This window comes from Methylobacterium phyllostachyos (assembly GCF_900103445.1).
In the GTDB taxonomy this organism is placed as follows: domain Bacteria; phylum Pseudomonadota; class Alphaproteobacteria; order Rhizobiales; family Beijerinckiaceae; genus Methylobacterium; species Methylobacterium phyllostachyos.
Map to the genome: position 1 here is coordinate 362,359 of NZ_FNHS01000004.1, position 18,291 is coordinate 380,649.

Sequence of the window (18,291 nt, forward strand, 5' to 3'; positions counted from 1 at the left end):
GCGGGCTGGACGGATTCCGGATCGGTCGGGCGGGAGCCCCCTCGCCACCGGACAGCCCCGGCACGCCCCGCGCGACCACCCTCAGCGTCTACGGGCCTCATACGCGGCCCCGTCGGATGGCGGCGACCTCTACACGAGGGTGTCAGAGGCGGCAACCTTGGCGGGCCGAGCGACGTTTCAGGGCTTGTCCACAGGCGGGCGTCGCTGCTCCTGCGGGCAGTCGTACCGCTTCCGCCCCACCGGCCCTAGCTGAAGGGCGGGATGCCGGCCGCGTTCGCAGGAGATGAAGACGGATGCCACCGATCACCAAGCCCGCGCGCCCGCCAGCGCGGATCGCGGAGGCGCCGCCGCTCCCACCGCACGAGCAGGCCCGTTCGCAGGGAGCGGCGCGCGTCCTGCTTGTCCTGGCGCTCTCGGCGCTCGGTCTGTGGATCCTGCACCGGTTCCTGCCGGCTCTCGCCTGGGCGGTAGTTTTGGCGATCGCCCTGTTCCCGCTCTACAACAAGCTGGAGCGCCGCTTCCCGCCCGGCAAACACAATCTCCTGCTGCCCTCGCTGATGACCGCGGCCGTGGCCCTGGTCTTTCTGGCACCGCTGGCGGTCCTCGGCGTCCAGGCGGCCCGAGAGGCCCACGACGTGGCCGATTTCGTGCGCAATGCCGAGGCCAACGGCATCCCGGCGCCCGAATTCCTCCAGCACCTGCCCTACGGCGCCGCGCAGGCAACCGCGTGGTGGAACGAAAATCTCAACCACGCGCAGGCGGGCACGGACCTGCTGCACCGGTTCGAGAACCACTCGGTGATCGGCACCTCCCGCGATCTCGGGCGGGAGATCGTCCGGCGGATCGTGCTGTTCGGCTTCAGCCTCGTGGCCCTGTTCTTCCTGTTCCGCGACTGGCGCACGGTGCGGGACCAGTCGCTGACCGCCTGCCAAAAGTTGTTTGGGCCGCGGGGCGAGCGCGTCGCCCGCCAGATGGTGGCCTCGATCCACGGCACCGTGGACGGCCTCGTCCTCGTCGGCCTCGGCGAGGGCGTCCTGCTTGGCATCGTCTACTACTTCGCGGGCGTGCCGCACCCGGTGCTGCTCGGCGCTTTCACGGCGGTGGCGGCGATGATCCCGTTCGGCGCGGCCATCGCCATCGCCATCGCGGCGCTGCTGCTGGTGGCGGCGGGCGCGACGAAGGCGGCCCTCGTGGTGGCGGCGGCCGGCCTCGTCGTGACCTTCGTGGCCGACCACTTCGTGCGTCCGGCCCTGATCGGCGGCACCACGAAGCTGCCGTTCCTCTGGGTGCTGCTCGGTATCCTCGGCGGCGTCGAGACCTTCGGACTGCTCGGCCTGTTCGTCGGCCCGGCCGTGATGGCGGCCCTGGTGCTCCTCTGGAGGGAGTTCACCCAGGGCCACGACGAAAAGGTCTGAGCGGCCCTACTCGTCCGCGCCGGCCGAGGCCTCGACCCGGCGCCGGTCATGGCGCCAATCGGCCGGCTTCTCGAAGGTGCCGGCCCAGATCCCGCGTCGGGTCGCCCAGGCGTGCCCCTCCTGCGCCACGTAGGCCGTCGTCACCTGGCGGCTGGCCAGTGCGAGGCCCTGGGCGGCCATCCAGGCGGACAGGTCCTCCCCGTGAACCTGGCAGAGGCCGACGAGGCGCCCCCCGGCCACCGGCCCATGCTTCTCGCAGGTGACCGGAGCGCTGCCGATCCGTGCGCGCAGGGCGTGCGCCGCCTCGCGACCACAGCGGTATTCCAGGCCCTTCGCGGTCTCGCAGCTCTGTGCCGTCTCGGGCGCGTCGATGCCGTAGAGGTGGATGCGGGTTCCCTGGACCTCGATCGTGTCGCCGTCGATCACGGTCGCCGGACCGCTGATCGTTCCCGCCGCGGCGGCAGGTCCACAGAGGAGGAGCAGGGCGAGCGTCGGTCTGATCATCGGATTGGTGTCCAGGGCGCAGGGGGTCGGTAGCGGGCGCCTGCGGTAGCGGGACCCTGTCGGATCAATATGGCGATTTTGCCAAGGCGCCTGAGGCTTAGGGAAGCGCGATCAGGCGAACGCTCAGAGCGCGTCGGAAAATCCGTCTCGCCACGGGTCGCCTGTCTACGCTACACGCATCCCCTGGGCACGATCGGCACCGGTTGCGGGAGAGTGGGCGGCGGTGCAGGACTGGAACCGGGGCCTTCGCTAGGTCCGCCGTCTCGAGCGTATCGCGCGACTGGCGCGGGGGGCTCGCGATCAATGCGAGGCACGTCTGGGGCATGACGATCCGGACCGAAACCCCGGTGTCGTAGCCCCGCGCGCCAGCCTCGACAGGCCGGGAGCTGGACCGAGGACACCGGATCGAGACCACGAAGCCGGCCGCCGAGCAGGCCGGCGATGTGTCACCTTAATGCCCCAAGCCCGCACATTCCGATTCCACCGGCCAGCCCGCTCAAGCCAAAGGACCGGATTTGCGCTAAGCGTGACGGTGGGGTGGGCTTGATCGGATCCTAACGGAACGGCAAACCTTGGCTGTTTTCGTCTCACAGACTCGGATCGGAAAAGGCCGGAAGGGCTTGTTCAACGTGACACGACGTCCACCAGTGAGTCGCTCCACGTTCCGCACACTCGGAATGATGGCGTCCGGACTCGCGATCTCGGTTGCGGCCCCGGCCAGCGCCGAGACACTGGAGAGCGCTCTCGCAAAGGCCTATCAGGGCAATCCAAGCCTCAATGCCAGCCGCGCCGGCGTGCGCGCGATCGATGAGAACGTGGCCATCGCCCAATCCGGGTACCGGCCGCAGGTCAATGTCGGCGCCTCCATCGGCGTTCAGTTTCTCCAGACCCGCAGCTCAAGCACGGTGGCCTCCGAAGCCGGCGCCGCGAGCACGGGCGCGACGACGGCGACCACCGGGACCTCACTCGGCGGAACGTCCGGCGTGGGAGCGAGCCTCGGGACGTCAACCGGACTCGGGACATCGACGGGCACTACGGGTATCGGTACCACCGGGATCGGATCCGCCGGCACGTCCTCGTCCGGAGCGAGCGGCACATCGGGCGCCGGCGGCGGCGTTGCGACCTCTTCTACGGCAACCACGGCCCAGACGATCACCTCGAACCGGACGGTCCGGTCGACTTACCTCCCGAGCTCGGCGAGCCTGACCGTCTCGCAGACGATCTTCAACGGCTTCCAGACCGACAACCTGACGCGGCGCGCCGAATCGAACGTCTACAGCCAGCGCGAGACCCTGCGCTACACGGAGCTGACCGTCCTCTACAACGCCGTTCAGGCGTATATGAACGTGCTCAGCAACACCGCCACGCTGGAGCTGAACCGGAACAACGTCGAGGTTCTCGAAGAGCAGCTCCGGCAGACTCGCGACCGTTTCAACGTCGGCGAGGTGACCCGGACCGACGTCGCCCAGGCCGAGGCGCGGCTCGCCGGCGCGCGCTCGCAGGTCAGCGCGGCCGAATCGGCGCTGCGCACCAGCATCGGCATCTACAGGCAGAATATCGGCGTCGAGCCGCGCCAGCTCGCCCCCGGCCGGCCCCTGGACCGGTTCGTGCCGGCCTCACTGGATGCGGCCATCGCGGTCGGCCTCCGGGAGCATCCGCAGATCGTCTCGGCCATCCACGCCGTCGACGCCGCGGAGGCGCAGGTCAAGGTTCTCGAGGGGCAGCTCGCCCCGAACCTGAGCGTTCAGGGCTCGTTGAGCCAAGTCTACGATCAGACCGGCCCGAACCAAGCCTATTTCGTCGGCTTCGTCGGCGGCCGGCTCAACATCCCGATCTACGAGGGCGGACAGACCTACGCCCAGATCCGCCAGGCCAAGGAGACGGTCGGCCAGAGCCGTATCCTGGTCGATCAGGTCCGCGATCAGGTCCGGGCGCAGATCGTCGATTTCTGGGGCCGCCTGGAAGCCGCGAAGGCCCAGGTCATCGCGGCTCAGGCGCAGGTCCAGGCCAACGAAGTTGCGCTGAACGGCGTGCGCGAGGAAGCGCGCGTCGGTCAGCGCACCACCCTCGACGTACTCAACGCGCAGCAGGAACTGTTGAACTCCCGCGTGAACCTCATCGTCGCCCAGCGTGACCGGGTGATCTACTCCTACGGCGTGGTCCAGGCGATCGGACAGCTCACCGCCCGGTTCACCGCGCTGCCGGTCGAATACTACAGCGCTAAGGTGCACTACGATCAGGTCAAGGATCTGTGGTTCGGCCTGCGCACCCCGGATGGCCGCTGACGCCTTTTCCACGGGGAGTGTGGTGAAAGCGCGCTTGCCGCAACGAAACGGCATGGAATACTGATTGAACATCGACCCGGTCGGGTCACGTTCCAGTCTCCCATGCCGAGTGCGCCTGCCGATGAGTGCAGCTAGCCCCAAGATCCCGGACACGAAACTCCAGGACAAGGCTGCCGATAAGGCGCAGGAACCTTCCATGGAAGAGATCCTCGCCTCGATCCGGCGGATCATCGCCGACGATCAGGCGACCAAGCCTGCCGAAGTCGTCCCTGAGCCGGAACTGGACGACGTGCTCGACCTCGCCGAGGTCGCCCAGCCGGTCGCACGTCCCCGTGCCGTCGTGCCGGAGCCGGAGCCCGAACCGCTCGATTTCGATGCGATCGACTTCGATGCGCCGGCCTTCGAGCCGGAACCCGTGCCGGTCGCGGCAGCGCCCACGCCGGCACCGCCGCAGCCCGTCGTGCAGGCCGCCAAGCCGCGCGAGCCGGAGCCCGAGCCGGAGGCCCTGGTCTCGCCGGCCACCGATGCCAGTGTCAGCGGCGCCTTCAACCTGCTCGCCCACACCGTCCTGACCCAGAACGCGCGGACCCTGGAGGATCTCGTCAAGGAGATGCTGCGGCCGATGCTGAAATCCTGGCTCGACGACAATCTGCCGGCCGTGGTCGAGCGGTTGGTGCGCGCCGAGATCGAGCGGGTCTCGCGCGGTCGCTGAGCGTCACGCCTGGGTACGGCGGCCGCGGGTCCCCGGCCGTGTGTTGACGGAAGCGGCGTGACGGTCGAAAGCGGGTCCAATCCCCTTTGGACAAGCGCCCGCCCGTACCCGCGATGATGGACAAGACCTTCGAGCCCGCCTCCGTCGAGGCGCGGATCTCCGCCGCCTGGGAAGAGGCGGGCGCCTTCCGCGCCGGCCGTCCCGAGCGCGCCGGCGCTCCGCCATACTGCATCGTGATCCCGCCGCCGAACGTGACGGGCTCCCTGCATATGGGCCACGCCCTCAACAACACGCTGCAGGACGTGCTCTGCCGGTTCGAGCGGATGCGCGGCAAGGACGTGCTCTGGCAGCCCGGGACCGACCATGCCGGCATCGCCACCCAGATGGTGGTGGAGCGGCGGATGGCAGAGGCTCGGGAGCCCGGCCGCCGGGAGATCGGCCGCGCGGCCTTCGTCGAGAAGGTCTGGGCCTGGAAGGCGGAATCCGGCGGGGCGATCGTCAACCAGCTCAAGCGGCTGGGCGCCTCCTGCGACTGGTCGCGGGAGCGCTTCACCATGGACGAGGGCCTGAGCCGCGCCGTGCTCAAGACCTTCGTGGAGCTGCACCGGCAGGGCTTGATCTACCGCGACAAGCGGCTGGTGAACTGGGATCCGAAGTTCCAGACCGCGATCTCGGACCTGGAAGTCCAGCAGGTCGAGGTGAAGGGCCATCTCTGGCACTTCGACTACCCAGTGGTCGATGACGCCGGCAACGAGACCGGCGCCGTCATCACGGTGGCGACCACCCGCCCCGAGACGATGCTGGGCGATACCGGCGTCGCGGTCCATCCCGAGGATGCGCGCTACACGGCGCTGGTCGGCAAGCGCGTCCGCCTGCCGTTGGTCGGGCGGCTGATCCCGATCGTCGCCGACGAGTATTCCGATCCCGAGAAGGGCACCGGCGCGGTCAAGATCACCCCGGCCCATGACTTCAACGATTTCGAGGTTGGCCGTCGGCATGGGCTCGGCCTGATCAACATCCTCGACGCCGAGGGCCGGATGCTGCTCGACGGCAATGCGGCCTTCCTCGAGGGCACATCGCCCGAACCGGAGGCCCTGGCACTCCACGGCCGCGACCGGACGCAGGCGCGCAAGGACGTGGTCGCCTTGATGGAGGCGCGCGGCCGCCTGCGCACGATTGAGCCGAACACCCACACGGTCCCGCACGGCGACCGCTCGGGCGTCGTCATCGAGCCGTATCTCACCGACCAGTGGTACGTGAACGTCAAGCCGCTCGCCGAGCGCGCCCTCCAGGCGGTGCGCGACGGGCAGACGAAGTTCGTCCCGGAGAATTACGAAAAGATCTTCTTCCAGTGGCTCAACAACATCGAGCCCTGGTGCATCTCGCGCCAGCTCTGGTGGGGCCACCAGATTCCGGTCTGGTACGACGAGGCGGGCGGCATCTTCGTCGCCGAGAGCGAGGACGAGGCGCTGGCCCAGGCTGCCGCGAAGCACGGCCGGCCGGTGACGCTCACCCGGGACGCGGACGTCCTCGACACGTGGTTCTCCTCTGCGCTCTGGCCGTTCTCGACGCTCGGCTGGCCGGATTCGACCCCGGAACTCGCCCGCTTCTACCCGACCAACACCCTGGTGACCGGCAAGGACATCCTGTTCTTCTGGGTCGCCCGGATGATGATGATGGGCCTGCACCTCACCGACCGGGCGCCCTTCGACACGGTCTACCTGCACACCCTGGTGCGGGACGCGTCGGGTGCGAAGATGTCGAAGTCGAAGGGCAACGTCGTCGATCCCCTCGAACTCATCGAGAAGATGGGCGCGGATGCCCTCCGCTTCACGCTGTGTGCGCTGGCCGTCCAGGGCCGCGACATCAAGCTGTCGGAGGATCGAGTCAAGGATTACCGCAACTTCACGACTAAGCTCTGGAACGCGGCCCGCTTCGCCGAGCTGAACGGCTGCCGCCTGGATCCGGCCTTCGACCCGCGCGCCGTCACGGGCGCCATCAACCGCTGGGCGCTGACCGAGGCGGCCCGCGCGGTAGACGAGGTGACGGCGGCGCTGGAAGCCTTCCGCTTCAACGACGCAGCGAGCGCGGCCTACCGCTTCGTCTGGAATATCTTCTGCGATTGGTATCTCGAACTCGCCAAGCCCGTGCTGCAGGGCGAGAGCGTCGATCCGGCCGTCCGGGCGGAGACGCAGGCGAGCGTGGCGTTCCTGATCGATCAGGTTGCCAAGCTCCTGCACCCATTCATGCCGTTCCTCACCGAGGAGCTGTGGGCGATCAAGGGCGCCGACCTGCCGGAGCGCGGCCTCCTGACCCTGTCGTCCTGGCCGGAGCTCGCGGGCCTCACCGATACGGCAGCCGAAGCCGAGGTCGGCTTCGTGGTCGATCTCGTCAGCCAGATCCGCTCGGCCCGCTCCGAGACGAACGTGCCGGCCGCGGCGCAGATCCCCCTGGTGATGGTCGGCTCGGATTCGGAGGTCCGAGCGCGGGTCGAGGCGTGGCGGGACACGCTTCTGCGCCTCGCGCGCCTGTCCGAGATCACCTTCGCGGAAACGCCGCCGAAGAACTCGGTCCAGCTTCTGGTGCGCGGCAGTGTTGCCGCGCTGCCGCTGGAGGGCGTCGTCGACCTCGCCGCCGAGGTGGCCCGTCTTCGAAAGGAGCAGGGGAAGGCGGAGGGCGAGATCAAGAAGATCGACGCCAAGCTCGGCAACGCCGACTTCGTCGCCCGCGCGCCCGAGGAGATCATCGAGGAGAACCGCGAGCGGCGGGAGACCCAGGCGGCCTTACTCGCGAAGATCGAGGAGGCGCTCGCTCGGCTGAGCGGCGATTGAAGGCTTCAGCCAGCCGCGCAACTCGTGGAGGCCTCCTCGGAGGCCTTCGCAGCGCTCTGGCACTTCAGGATGAGGTCGAGAGCAGGACATCTGCGATCGCGTGACCGGATGCGATCGCTGATGCCGCGCACGTGGTTGGCATGGGCACGACGATCACGCTCGATGACAACCTCGTCGAGGACGCTCGGCGGTTCACCGGCATCCCCGACACATCGGACCTCATGCACGAGGCTCTGCGGGTGCTCATTCAGCGCGAGGTGTCCCGGCGCATCAACCTGCTCGGCGGAAGCGCTCCGACAGCCACAGCCGGACCGCGCCGAAAACTGGATGCGTGATCATGGCGGACGCGCGTATCTGCAAAGACGATACCGGATCTTGGCGCGCGACCGCCGCTTGTCTGCCGTGGGCGACCGGCTTGGACCGGGCTACCGGCGCGTGCCGAGGGAGCCGCTGAACGGATTGGGGGCACTGACGCTGCCGTACGACTGGCTGGCCGAGCTTCCGAAGCCGTCGCCCGCGAGCCCGCTCGGATGTGTTGAATAGTCCGGCGGCACGTAGATCCCGGCTGCCCCCCTGTAGCCGGGTCTCAGGTTGTCGGGGTTCTTGGGCGCCGAGCCTTCGTCATAACGCCGGGTGTCGATGGCATGGGCCGGTCGAGCCGTCTTCCGCACGCTCTTCCGCCCGATGCTGTGGGCTGACGCGGACCCTGAGACGAAGTAGTCGCGGTAATCCGAGTACATCTCGGCCGCCGTTGCGGCCGAGATGGAACCGAAAACCGCCAAACCAGCAAGTAAAATCCTCACCGCAGCCCCCAACCGATCCTGCGCGACGATCTCGAAAATCTTGAGACGACCAGCCGACGCATCGGACGTTGACGGAACGTAGCTCGACTGTCCTGGGCAGAAGGTGACAGGCCGCACGTGCCCCCGGCATTTTTTCGTTACGATGAAGGCTTGATGGTGCCCGAGATTGATCCGCGCTGCAGCTCGGAGCCGGCCGAATCCGCCGCCAGCCTCACCTGTCCAAACCGTAATGTGACCGCCACGCCCGGGTCAGGGGCCACCCTCTAGACCGATCGCATCGAACGCCGCGTAAGCCGGCGTCGTCCCGATCATCTCCGAGAGGTTGAGACTCCCCATGACCGAGACCCGTCCTTCCGGCCGCACCTCGCGCCGCGCCCTTGCCTCGGTGGCTGCCGCGGCTCTGATCGCCGGTGGCGCGCTGGGCAGCGGATACCTGCCGTCCGCCACCCCGGCCTACGCCCAGGCCCTGCCCAAGTCCCCGATCGAGGCCCCCGAGCATCCGCCGGGCTCGTTTGCCGGCATCGTCAACAAGGTGAAGCCGGGCGTCGTCTCGGTGAAGGTGAAGCTCGACGACTCGGCGAGCAGCAGCGACGACGAGGACGGGCCGAACCAGGGCCGCAACCTCCAGAACGTGCCGCCGCAGCTGCGCGAGTTCTTCAAGCGCTTCGGCCAGAACGGCCCCGGTGGCATGCAGCCCCAGCACCAGGGTCCGCGCGGTGCAGTCGGCTCCGGCTTCATCATCTCGGCCGACGGCTATGTGGTGACCAACAATCACGTGGTCGACCACGCCAAGACCGTGCAGGTGACGCTTGATGACGGCCGCACCCTCGACGCGAAGGTGATCGGCAAGGACGCGAAGACCGATGTCGCGCTCTTGAAGATCACCGAGGGCTCGAACTTCCCGTACGTGCAGTTCGGCAAGGCCGCGCCGCAGGTCGGCGATTGGGTCGTGGCGATCGGCAATCCGTTCGGCCTCGGCGGCACCGTGACCGCCGGCATCGTCTCGGCCCGCGGCCGCGACATCGGCGCCGGCCCCTACGACGACTTCCTGCAGATCGACGCCCCGATCAACAAGGGCAACTCGGGCGGGCCGACCTTCAACGTCAACGGCGAGGTGGTCGGCATGAACACCGCCATCGCGTCCCCCTCGGGCGGCAGCGTCGGCCTCGCCTTCGCGATTCCCGCGGAGACCGTTCAGGCAGTGGTCGATCAGCTTCGCACCGACGGCAAGGTCGCCCGCGGCTATCTCGGCGTGCAGATCCAGCCGGTGACGCAGGACATCGCCGAGGGTCTGGGCCTCGACAAGGCCAAGGGCGCCTTGGTCGACCACGCCGAGAACGGCACCCCGGCGGCCAAGGCCGGGCTGAAGGCCGGCGACGTGATCGAGAAGGTCAACGGCGACACGGTCGACAGCGCCCGCGAGCTCTCGCGCAAGATCGCCGGCATGAAGCCCGGCGCCAAGGTGGAGCTGAGCTACCTGCGCGGCGGCAAGTCCGACACCGCCACGGTGACGCTCGGCACCATGCCGACCGACGGCACCAAGATGGCCAGCCGCGACGAGGATTCCGGCAACGGCCAGCCGCGGCTCGGCCTGCAGCTCGCTCCGGCCGGTGATGTCGGCCTATCCGATCAGGGCGTCGCGGTGGTGCAGGTCGATCCCGACGGGCCGGCGGCCGCCAAGGGCATCGAGGCCGGCGACGTGATCCTCGATGTCGGCGGTCAGAGCGTGTCCCGTCCGGCGGACGTGGCTGCCCAGATCCGGGCGGCCGAGTCGAACGGGCGCAAGGCGGTGTTGATGCGGGTGAAGAGCGGCAAGGGCCAGACCCGCTTCGTGGCGGTTTCGCTCAGCAAGAACGCCGGCTGAGGCCGGTTCCCCCCGGCGCGGGGGGTTTCCCCGCGCCGTCTCGTGGTGACCTCCGACTGGCGCTGGCCGAACAAGCCGGTGCCTTTTTGCGTGTCCCTAGGACGAAGCTGGCACCGGGATCCCGAGCCCCGCCCCGAGCCGCGCCCGGCACCGGCCGAGCGTCGCGAAGGCCGCGTTCGAGTCCTTGGCGAGGCGCATCAGGTCCCCCAGCCGCGCCCTGCCCCGGGCGAAGGCGAAGAACACCGCAGCGATGTCGGGCTCACCATCGGCTGTGAGCGCCTCCGCGGCGAAGGCCGGCAGCGCCTGGCTGGCCGGGTCGCAAATCACACGCAAAGCCGCGAAGGGCAGGCCGTGCCGTCCCGCGAAGGACGCGGCCACGTGCGATTCCATGTCGACCGCCGCTGCGCCGGTCGTGGACCGCAGCTCCGTCTTGCCGTCGACGGCGAGCACCGCCGTGTCGACACCCGCCAGATCCGCCGCGATCACGCGGGAGCCGACCCCCGAGAGCATGTTGAGGAGTGCAGCCGAAAGGTCGAGATCGGCCGCCCGCCGGCCCTCCTCGCTGACGACGCCGGTACCCACCACCACATCGCCGGGCTTGAGCGCGGGATCGAGCCCGCCCGCGATGCCGAAACTCACCACGGCCCGGCAGCCGGGGGGTACGCGCGCGTCGAGGAGCTGGCGGAGCCGGTGCGGGTTACCGCCGGCCCCCACGGCCTCGACTCCCAACCCGGCCGCCATGCGGCGCTCGCGGGCGAGGCCGGTGACAGCCAGGACGGGGGCTTTCGGGTCGATCATGGTCCGCTGGTGGACCAGTCCGGCGAGGTCCGCAAGCAGACGCGAACGCCGCAGGGCGGGGGCGGGCTGATCCTGCGGCAGACGGGGCGCGCCCGCATCCGTGGAGTCTCTGTCTGAGGAGGCCACGTGTCGGATACCGGAGCTCGCAGGTCGGTCACCGGGACGGTCGAACGCGCTGCGATCCGGTGGAGAGAGGGGCCGGCCCCTACGGACCGGCCCCGTCGCATCACATGCCGAACTGGACGCGCCGGCTGTTGGTGCGCTTCAGGTTGCGGTAGCGCGCCATCGCCCAGAGGGGGAAGAACTTCGGGTAGCCATGATACCGCAGGTAGAACACCCGCGGGAAGCCCGTGGCCGTGTAGCGCTCCTCCTTCCAGAAGCCGTCCGCGCCCTGCGTGCGGGTCAGGAAGTTGATGCCCCGGGTGACCGCCGGATCGTCGACCGCGCCGGCCGCCATCAGGGCGAGCAGCGCCCAGGCGGTCTGCGACGCGGTGGACGAGCCGGGCTCGAAGGCCGGATCGATCTTGTACGAGGAGGCGTCCTCGCCCCAGCCGCCATCCGGGTTCTGGATGCGGATCAGCCAGGAGACGGCCTTCTGGATGCGCGGATCCGCCGGATCCACCCCGGCGGCGTTGAGGGCGCAGAGCACCGACCACGTGCCGTAGATGAAGTTCATGCCCCAGCGGCCGTACCAAGAGCCGTCCTCCTCCTGGTCGTTCAGGAGGTAGTTCACGCCGCGGTCGAGCGCCCGAGAGGTCTCCCGGGTCTCGCCGAGCTGGGCCAGCATCCCGACCACGCGGGCGGTCACGTCCGCGGTCGGCGGGTCGAGCAGCGCGCCGTGATCCGAGAACGGGATGTGGTTGAGGTACATGTGGTTGTTGTCGGCGTCGAACGCCGCCCAGCCACCATCCTCCGATTGCAGCCCCTCGACCCATTCCCGGGCGCGGGCGATCGAGGCCTTGTAGTCGGGCATGCCGGCGACGAGGCCGTGCTGATGCATGGCCCGGTCCATGGCCATCACCACCACGGCGGTGTCGTCGAGGTCGGGGTAATGGGCGTTGGCGTACTGGAACGCCCAGCCGCCCGGCCGGACCTTCGGCTTGCGCGCCGCCCAGTCGCCGACGATGTCGAGCACCTGACGGGGCTTCAGCCAGTCGAGACCGGCGCGGGCCTGGGCCTCGGCCTCGGGGCCACCGGCCTCAAGCAGCGCATGGCTCGCAAGCGCCGTGTCCCAGACCGGCGAGACGCAGGGCTGGACGTAGGCCTCCTCGGCCTTCTCGACGACGAGCTTCTCGATGGCGTCGCAGGCCACGCGGACCTGCGGGTGATCGGGGCGGTAGCCCATCACCTCGTACATCAGCACCGAGTTGACCATGGCGGGGAAGATGGCGCCCAGGCCATCCTCGCCGTTCAGGCGCTCGCTGACCCAGGCGCGGGCCTTCTCCATGGCGCGCTGCCGGCTCTTGCGCGGCATGCGGTCCTCGACCAACTGGAGCATCCGGTCGATGAAGCCGAAGATCGGCGTCCAGGGCCAAGTCGCGTGGGGCGAGCCTGGCCAGCGCCGCACGCTCTCGGGCGGCGTCAGGAACAGCTCCTGGATACTGACGCCGCGCGGGTTGCGCGCCCGGGGCTTCGTCGCCTGGAGCACGAACAGCGGCACAACGGTGGTGCGGGCCCAGTAGCTGATCTTGTCGAGGTGGAACGGGAACCACTTCGGCAGGAACATCACCTCCACCGGCATCACCGGCACGGCGCGCCACGGCACCTCACCGTAGAGCGCCAGCAGGAAGCGGGTGAACACGTTGGCGTTGGCAGCCCCGCCGCGGGCCAGGATCGCTTCGCGGGCCCGGCGCATATGCGGCGCCTCGATGTCGTCGCCGATCATCTTCAGGGCGAAATACGCCTTGACCGTGCAACTCATGTCGAAGGGCCCCTCGTGGACGAGGGCCCAGCCGCCGTGATGGCCTTGGGTGCGGCGCAGGTAATTGCCGATCTTGGCCTCCAGGCCATCCCGGATCTGCGTGCCGCGGAACTGGTGGAACAGGATGTACTCGGACGGAATCGTGGCATCCGCCTCAAGCTCGAAGCAGATATGCCCGTCGTTCTGGGACAATGCCGTAAGGGCACGCGTTGCCTGCGCGACGCCGCGCTCGACATCGTCCAGCGAGATCCCTTGCGTCTTCGACCGCTGAAGCGGTTCGACTTTGCTAACGGCCTCTCTCATCATCCTCGACCTCGAACATCCGCCTCGCGGCGGACGTATGCCTCAAGCTGCGCCGCGCAGCCGGGTTCCGGCGCGCGCGATAGATCCCGCGCGCAGGGCACGCGCGGCCGTCTTGCCCGAGCGGATCGCTCCCTCAATCGTCGACGGCAGACCGGTTGCGGTCCAGTCGCCCGCCAAGACGAGATTCGCGTAGGCGGTTTCGGCCCCCGGGCGTCGCGCAGCTTCCGCCGGCGTCGCCGCAAAGGTCGCACGCTTCTCCTTTACGATCTGCCAGCTGGGCAGTTCCGGTGCAAGATCACACAAGCGTGCGATCTCGGACCAGATCTGGCGGGCGAGATCCTCCCGGGGCACATCGAGGAGCCTATCGGCCCCACTGATCGTCACCGAATACCGGTCCGGATAGGCGAAGAGCCACTCCGTGAGGCTGTTGACGACGCCGAGCAGCAACGGGCTGCCGGGCTTCGGCGCGCGCGCGAAATGCGCGTTCACGATGGAGCGGAATTCCACCGGGGCGAGGAGACCGGGCAACACCTCGCGGGCGACCCACGGGGGCAGCGCCAGCACGATCCCGTCCTCGGGGCCGATCGCCTCGGCACCGTCCGAGAACTGGAGCTGGGCGACCCGGCCCTCAGCCAGATCGAGGCCGCGCAGGCGCCGGCCGAGGCGGATCTCGCAGCCGCGGGCCGTGAGGTAGCGGATTGCCGGATCGACGAAGGCGTAGGACAGGCCCTCCACCGCCACCAGCGGCCGGCAGGCCTTGCCGCCCGCCCCCAGGGTCTCGCGCAGGATCCGGGCGGCGAGCCCGACATCGCTGTCGCGCGGCTCGGTGTTGAGCGCGGCGAGCAGCACCGGATGCCAGAGCCGCTGATAGAGCTCGCCCTCGCAGGCCATGTGGGCGCCGATCGTGCCGCCCGCGCCCTCCGCCTTGCCGGAGGCCGCCCGCAGGATTCCGAGCGGCGCGAGGTAGTCGCGCGCCTTCGTGCCGGGGACGCGGCGGGACGGGCTCATCACCCACCAGGGCAGGCGCCCGGCATTGGGCCGGAGTCGCCAGCGCTCGCCGGTCGCGAGGTCGGCGAAGTCGAACTCGGCCGCGTCGGGCCCGACGAGGGCGTCGGCGGGGGCACCGACCGTCTTGAGGAAGCCGAGCGCGTCGGCGTTGCCGGAGAGCAGCAGATGGTTGCCGTTGTCCAGGGTCAGGCCGAGGGCCGGGTCGAAATAGGAGCGGCAGCGCCCCCCCGCCTGCTTGGCGGCCTCGTGCAGCACTACCTGCGCGCCGGTCTCGGCCAGCGCGACGGCAGCGGACAGGCCGGCAAGACCGGCCCCGACGACGTGGATGGTTCCCATCAGATCAAGCCGTGCCGGAGGACGACGCCGAGCAGCGCGCGCTTGCCGGGCTTCACCCGGGCCCGGGGCATGGCCCAGCCGCGGGCGAGCACGGCCTTCAGGTAGAGGTGATAGGCGGCCGCCATCAGCCTGGCCGCCTTGGTGGCCTTGCGCGGGCTGCGCCGGATGATCTCCCAGGTCGCCTGATAGTGCTCCTCGGCCTCGCGGGCGAGGGAGATGCAGACCTCGCCGATGCGCGGATGGCTGATCGCCTCCACCGGCGTCGGATCGCTGAGCCCGATCGCCTGGAGCTTCTCGCGCGGCAGGTAGAGCCGGCCGCGCTCGGCATCCTCGTCGATATCGCGCAGGATGTTGGTGAGCTGGAGCGCCCGTCCCTGGTGCCACGCGAGGCGGATGCCGTCGGCCTCCGGCATGCCGAAAATCCGCACCGAGAGGCGCCCGACCGCGCTGGCGACCCGGTCGCAGTAGAGATCGAGGGTTTCAGCGTCGGGAGCGACGATGTCCTCCATCGCGTCCATCGCCATGCCGTCGATGACCGCCTGGAAATCCTCGCGCTTCAGGCCGAAGCGGTGTACCGGCTCGACGAGGTCGCGCACCCGCGGCGCCGGGCGCCCGTCATAGAGGGAGTCGATATCGGCCCGCCAGCGGTCGAGTTCGGCCTGCCGCACCGGCCGGGTGCCGCCATCGTCGGCGACATCGTCCACGGCGCGACAGAAGGCGTAGACCGCGTACATGGCCTCCCGCCGCTCCTTCGGGAGCAGGCGCATGGCCGTGTAGAAGGACGAGCCGGCGGCCGGGAGCGCCGGCGCGGCGGCCTCCTCGGAAGCGGCAGGTGTCGCGGTAGCGCTCACGAGCGGATCCCTTGAACGGCTGCCCGCACGACGCGTCCCCGGAACGGCCGGCGTCCCAGGGTGGCGGCGACGCCGCCCAGAGCCGTCAGGGCGAAGGCGGCCTTACCATGGTGGACTTTCTCCGAGAGCGGATCGCGCTCCAGGAGGCCGCGGCTCAGCACCACGGCAAGGCGGTGGATCGCGGCGATCTCCAGGGATAGCCGCAGGTCGTCGATCAGATCCGGCAGCACCGCACCCTCGTCCAGGAGAGCGAGGCATTTCTGCGCCAGTTCGCGGAACACAGCGCGGAGCTGGGGCGGCGCCTGGGGCTGCCCGAGCATCGCCACGGTCGCACCATGTCGATCTAATGTGTCCTGCGGGATGTAGACCCGGTCGAGGCCGGAAAAATCCTTGCCGCAATCCTGGAGGTGATTGATCACCTGCAAGGCCGCGCAGATGGCATCGGACGGCCCCCAGACCCGGGCCGGATCCTCGCCGTGCACGTCGAGGACGAAACGCCCCACCGGCATGGCCGAGTAGCGGCAATAGTGGATCAGTTCGTCCCAGTTCGCGTAGCGATTCTTGCGCGCGTCCATCCGGAACGCGTCGAGGAGTTCCAGGGCGTGGCGGGGCGGCAGGCCGCGCGCCGCCAGTTCACGCTTGAGCGGCTCCGCCTCTGGATCGGATGGGCCGGCCCCGGTCAGCGAATCAGCCAGCCGATCCAGCAGCTCGATCTTGCGGTCGGGCGACAGGTCCGCGTGATCGGCCACGTCGTCGCCGGCGCGAACGAAATTGTAGAAGGCGAGGATCGCCCCGCGGTGGCGCGGATGGATCAGGTGCGAGGCGACCGGGAAATTCTCGTCGCGATGGCCCTTGCCCGAGCGGGTTGCGGTGGCGGAGTCGAGCGTGCTCATCCGAGATATCCGGCTTGGCGGAACCACGTGATCGCGTCGGAGAGCCCCTCGCGATAGGGCCGCGCTGAATAGCCCAGCTCCGCGCGGGCCTTGCGATCGGAAAAGAACATGCGGTAGCGCGACATGCGGATGCCGTCGATCGTCGCGAAGGGCTGCTTGCCCGTCACCCGCGCGGCGAGCTGCGCGAAGAACGCCACCGGGTAGACCGCCGCCCGCGGCAGATTCACGGTCGGCGGCTTGCGCCCGACCATGCCGGCGATGTCAGCCAGCATTTGTGACAGGAACACGTCCTCGCCGCCCAGGATGTAGCGCTCGCCGATCCGGCCCTTCTGAAGGGCGAGCAGGTGGCCATACGCCACGTCGTCCACATGGGCGAGGTTGAGGCCGGTATCGACGAAGGCCGGCATCTTGCCGAGCGCCGCCTCCTGGATGATCCGCCCAGTCGGGGTCGGCTTCACGTCGCGGGGGCCGATCGGCGTCGAGGGATTGACGATCACGGCCTTCAGCCCGTCCCGGGTCACCATCTCCTCGACCACGCGCTCGGCCACGACCTTGCTGCGCTTGTAGGCGCCGATGGCGGTCTCGGGCGTCAGCGGCATGGTCTCGTCCGACGGCGTCACGCCGTCGGACGGGGGCTTGATCGTAGCCACGCTCGACGTGTAGACGACCCGCTCGACGCCCGCGTCCAGCGCGGCGCGCATCATCAGGCGCGTACCGCCGCGGTTGGTCCGGACGATCTCCTCCATATCGGGTGCCCAGAGCCGGTAATCGGCCGCGGCGTGGATCAGGTAGCGCTGGCCGCGCATCGCCGCCGCCACGGCGGCCGGGTCGCGCATGTCGCCCTCGGCAATCTCGACATCGGTCCAGGTCAGATTTTTTCGAGGGCTCGACGCGCGCACGAGGATGCGCACCGGGAAGCCGGCGCGACGGAACACGTCGACCAGGGCCGAGCCGAGGAAGCCGCTCGCGCCGGTGATCAGCACGGGGCCGACCTCGGGAGAGCCGGGTGGGAAGGCCTCTGCCATCAGGGATCTGGAGGGTTACCGTCTCTCAGCCGGGCCGGGGATGGCCGGCCGCGCCGCGCTTGTGTCACCGAACCGCCCGACCGGCAAGCTGAGGCGGCGATGGGTGAAAATGCGGAGTCGCTTTCGCGACCCCTCCGATCAGGCGAGCCGCAACCGCGACCGCCCCTCCTTGCGCTCCGGCAACGTATCGAGGGCGGTCTTGACGATGCTGGCCGCATCGAGCCCCGCCTCGGCGTACATCTTCTCCGGGCTGTCGTGGTCCTGGTAGGTGTCCGGCAGCGTCATCGTCCGGACCCGAACCCGGCCCGCATCCAGCGCGCCCTTCTCGGACAGCAGGTGCAGAACCATCGCGCCGAACCCGCCCCGCGAGCCCTCCTCGATCGTGATCAGAACCTCGTGGCTCTGCGCCAGATCCAGGATCAGCGCCTCGTCCAGAGGCTTGGCAAACCGCGCATCCGCCACCGTCACGGCCACGCCCTGCTCGGCCAGCGTATCCGCCGCCTTCAGCGCCTCTGCCAGACGCGTGCCCAGCGACAGGATCGCGACCCGCGCCTCCGCATCCTTGCGCACCACCCGGCCCTTGCCGACCGGCAGCACCGCGCCCCGCTCCGGCAGCTCGACGCCCACCCCCTCGCCGCGCGGGTAGCGCAGCGCGATCGGGCCGCTGTCATGGGCATGCGCCGTCGCCACCATGTGCACCAGCTCGGCCTCGTCGGCGGCCGCCATCACCGTCATGTTGGGC

Annotated in this window: 15 protein-coding genes; 6 read left to right on the forward strand and 9 right to left on the reverse strand. The window is 69.4% G+C overall.

Annotation, left to right across the window (positions count from 1 at the left end):
- Nucleotides 1-293 precede the first annotated feature (293 nt).
- The gene (locus BLQ49_RS08825) at nt 294-1,415 is read left to right on the forward strand and encodes an AI-2E family transporter (RefSeq protein WP_091715071.1); all 1,122 of its coding nucleotides are present in this window, start codon (nt 294-296) and stop codon (nt 1,413-1,415) included.
- 6 nt (nt 1,416-1,421) lie between these two features.
- On the opposite strand, the gene BLQ49_RS08830 is transcribed toward BLQ49_RS08825, so the two are convergent.
- On the reverse strand, nt 1,422-1,919 hold the full coding sequence (locus tag BLQ49_RS08830; protein ID WP_091715072.1) for a thermonuclease family protein: 498 nt from the start codon (nt 1,917-1,919) through the stop codon (nt 1,422-1,424).
- A 680-nt stretch (nt 1,920-2,599) separates the two neighbouring features.
- On the opposite strand from BLQ49_RS08830, the gene BLQ49_RS08835 reads away from it, so the two are divergent.
- From BLQ49_RS08835 to BLQ49_RS08850, 4 genes are all read left to right on the forward strand, one after another.
- Entirely contained in the window at nt 2,600-4,204 is a 1,605-nt protein-coding gene (locus BLQ49_RS08835) for a TolC family outer membrane protein (RefSeq protein WP_208859026.1), read from the forward strand.
- 196 nt (nt 4,205-4,400) lie between these two features.
- Nucleotides 4,401-4,916: a PopZ family protein gene (locus tag BLQ49_RS08840; protein WP_091715074.1), complete on the forward strand. Its 516-nt coding sequence runs from the start codon at nt 4,401-4,403 to the stop codon at nt 4,914-4,916.
- Nucleotides 4,917-5,029: 113 nt separating this feature from the next.
- Nucleotides 5,030-7,747, forward strand: coding sequence for a valine--tRNA ligase (locus BLQ49_RS08845; RefSeq protein WP_091715076.1), 2,718 nt, complete (start codon nt 5,030-5,032; stop codon nt 7,745-7,747).
- 140 nt (nt 7,748-7,887) lie between these two features.
- Entirely contained in the window at nt 7,888-8,082 is a 195-nt protein-coding gene (locus BLQ49_RS08850) for a type II toxin-antitoxin system VapB family antitoxin (RefSeq protein ID WP_091715077.1), read from the forward strand.
- Between the two features lie 90 nt (nt 8,083-8,172).
- Here the strand turns inward: BLQ49_RS08850 and BLQ49_RS08855 are convergent, their stop codons facing one another.
- On the reverse strand, nt 8,173-8,529 hold the full coding sequence (locus BLQ49_RS08855; protein WP_091715078.1) for a hypothetical protein: 357 nt from the start codon (nt 8,527-8,529) through the stop codon (nt 8,173-8,175).
- 355 nt (nt 8,530-8,884) lie between these two features.
- Between BLQ49_RS08855 and BLQ49_RS08860 the strand changes: the two genes are divergently transcribed.
- Complete coding sequence (locus BLQ49_RS08860) at nt 8,885-10,414, forward strand: Do family serine endopeptidase (RefSeq protein ID WP_091715079.1); 1,530 nt, start codon at nt 8,885-8,887, stop codon at nt 10,412-10,414.
- Between the two features lie 96 nt (nt 10,415-10,510).
- Here the strand turns inward: BLQ49_RS08860 and BLQ49_RS08865 are convergent, their stop codons facing one another.
- The 7 genes from BLQ49_RS08865 to BLQ49_RS08895 form a co-directional block, all read right to left on the reverse strand.
- Nucleotides 10,511-11,212: a phosphorylase gene (locus BLQ49_RS08865; protein ID WP_244507511.1), complete on the reverse strand. Its 702-nt coding sequence runs from the start codon at nt 11,210-11,212 to the stop codon at nt 10,511-10,513.
- 226 nt (nt 11,213-11,438) lie between these two features.
- Nucleotides 11,439-13,436, reverse strand: a complete 1,998-nt coding sequence (gene shc, locus BLQ49_RS08870; protein WP_091715161.1) for a squalene--hopene cyclase — start codon at nt 13,434-13,436, stop codon at nt 11,439-11,441.
- Between the two features lie 42 nt (nt 13,437-13,478).
- Nucleotides 13,479-14,780: a hydroxysqualene dehydroxylase HpnE gene (gene hpnE, locus BLQ49_RS08875; RefSeq protein WP_091715080.1), complete on the reverse strand. Its 1,302-nt coding sequence runs from the start codon at nt 14,778-14,780 to the stop codon at nt 13,479-13,481.
- A complete protein-coding gene (gene hpnD, locus BLQ49_RS08880; protein ID WP_091715081.1) occupies nt 14,780-15,631 on the reverse strand; it encodes a presqualene diphosphate synthase HpnD in 852 nt (283 codons plus the stop codon). The genes hpnE and hpnD overlap by 1 nt, the downstream gene beginning before the upstream one ends.
- Complete coding sequence (gene hpnC, locus BLQ49_RS08885) at nt 15,628-16,524, reverse strand: squalene synthase HpnC (RefSeq protein ID WP_091715082.1); 897 nt, start codon at nt 16,522-16,524, stop codon at nt 15,628-15,630. The genes hpnD and hpnC overlap by 4 nt, the downstream gene beginning before the upstream one ends.
- Nucleotides 16,521-17,549, reverse strand: coding sequence for a hopanoid-associated sugar epimerase (hpnA, locus tag BLQ49_RS08890; protein ID WP_091715083.1), 1,029 nt, complete (start codon nt 17,547-17,549; stop codon nt 16,521-16,523). The genes hpnC and hpnA overlap by 4 nt, the downstream gene beginning before the upstream one ends.
- Before the next feature lie 138 nt (nt 17,550-17,687).
- Nucleotides 17,688-18,291 (reverse strand): transketolase C-terminal domain-containing protein (locus tag BLQ49_RS08895; RefSeq protein ID WP_280140953.1); only part of this gene is annotated, 604 nt, incomplete at its 5' end.

Excerpts from the sequence above, each read along its gene's own strand:
- BLQ49_RS08825 (WP_091715071.1), top strand. The coding sequence starts at position 294 with ATGCCACCGATCACCAAGCCCGCGCGCCCGCCAGCGCGGATCGCGGAG.
- BLQ49_RS08830 (WP_091715072.1), bottom strand. The coding sequence starts at position 1,919 with ATGATCAGACCGACGCTCGCCCTGCTCCTCCTCTGTGGACCTGCCGCC.
- BLQ49_RS08835 (WP_208859026.1), top strand. The coding sequence starts at position 2,600 with ATGGCGTCCGGACTCGCGATCTCGGTTGCGGCCCCGGCCAGCGCCGAG.
- BLQ49_RS08840 (WP_091715074.1), top strand. The coding sequence starts at position 4,401 with ATGGAAGAGATCCTCGCCTCGATCCGGCGGATCATCGCCGACGATCAG.
- BLQ49_RS08845 (WP_091715076.1), top strand. The coding sequence starts at position 5,030 with ATGATGGACAAGACCTTCGAGCCCGCCTCCGTCGAGGCGCGGATCTCC.
- BLQ49_RS08850 (WP_091715077.1), top strand. The coding sequence starts at position 7,888 with ATGGGCACGACGATCACGCTCGATGACAACCTCGTCGAGGACGCTCGG.
- BLQ49_RS08860 (WP_091715079.1), top strand. The coding sequence starts at position 8,885 with ATGACCGAGACCCGTCCTTCCGGCCGCACCTCGCGCCGCGCCCTTGCC.
- BLQ49_RS08865 (WP_244507511.1), bottom strand. The coding sequence starts at position 11,212 with ATGATCGACCCGAAAGCCCCCGTCCTGGCTGTCACCGGCCTCGCCCGC.
- shc (WP_091715161.1), bottom strand. The coding sequence starts at position 13,436 with ATGAGAGAGGCCGTTAGCAAAGTCGAACCGCTTCAGCGGTCGAAGACG.
- hpnE (WP_091715080.1), bottom strand. The coding sequence starts at position 14,780 with ATGGGAACCATCCACGTCGTCGGGGCCGGTCTTGCCGGCCTGTCCGCT.
- hpnC (WP_091715082.1), bottom strand. The coding sequence starts at position 16,524 with ATGAGCACGCTCGACTCCGCCACCGCAACCCGCTCGGGCAAGGGCCAT.
- hpnA (WP_091715083.1), bottom strand. The coding sequence starts at position 17,549 with ATGGCAGAGGCCTTCCCACCCGGCTCTCCCGAGGTCGGCCCCGTGCTG.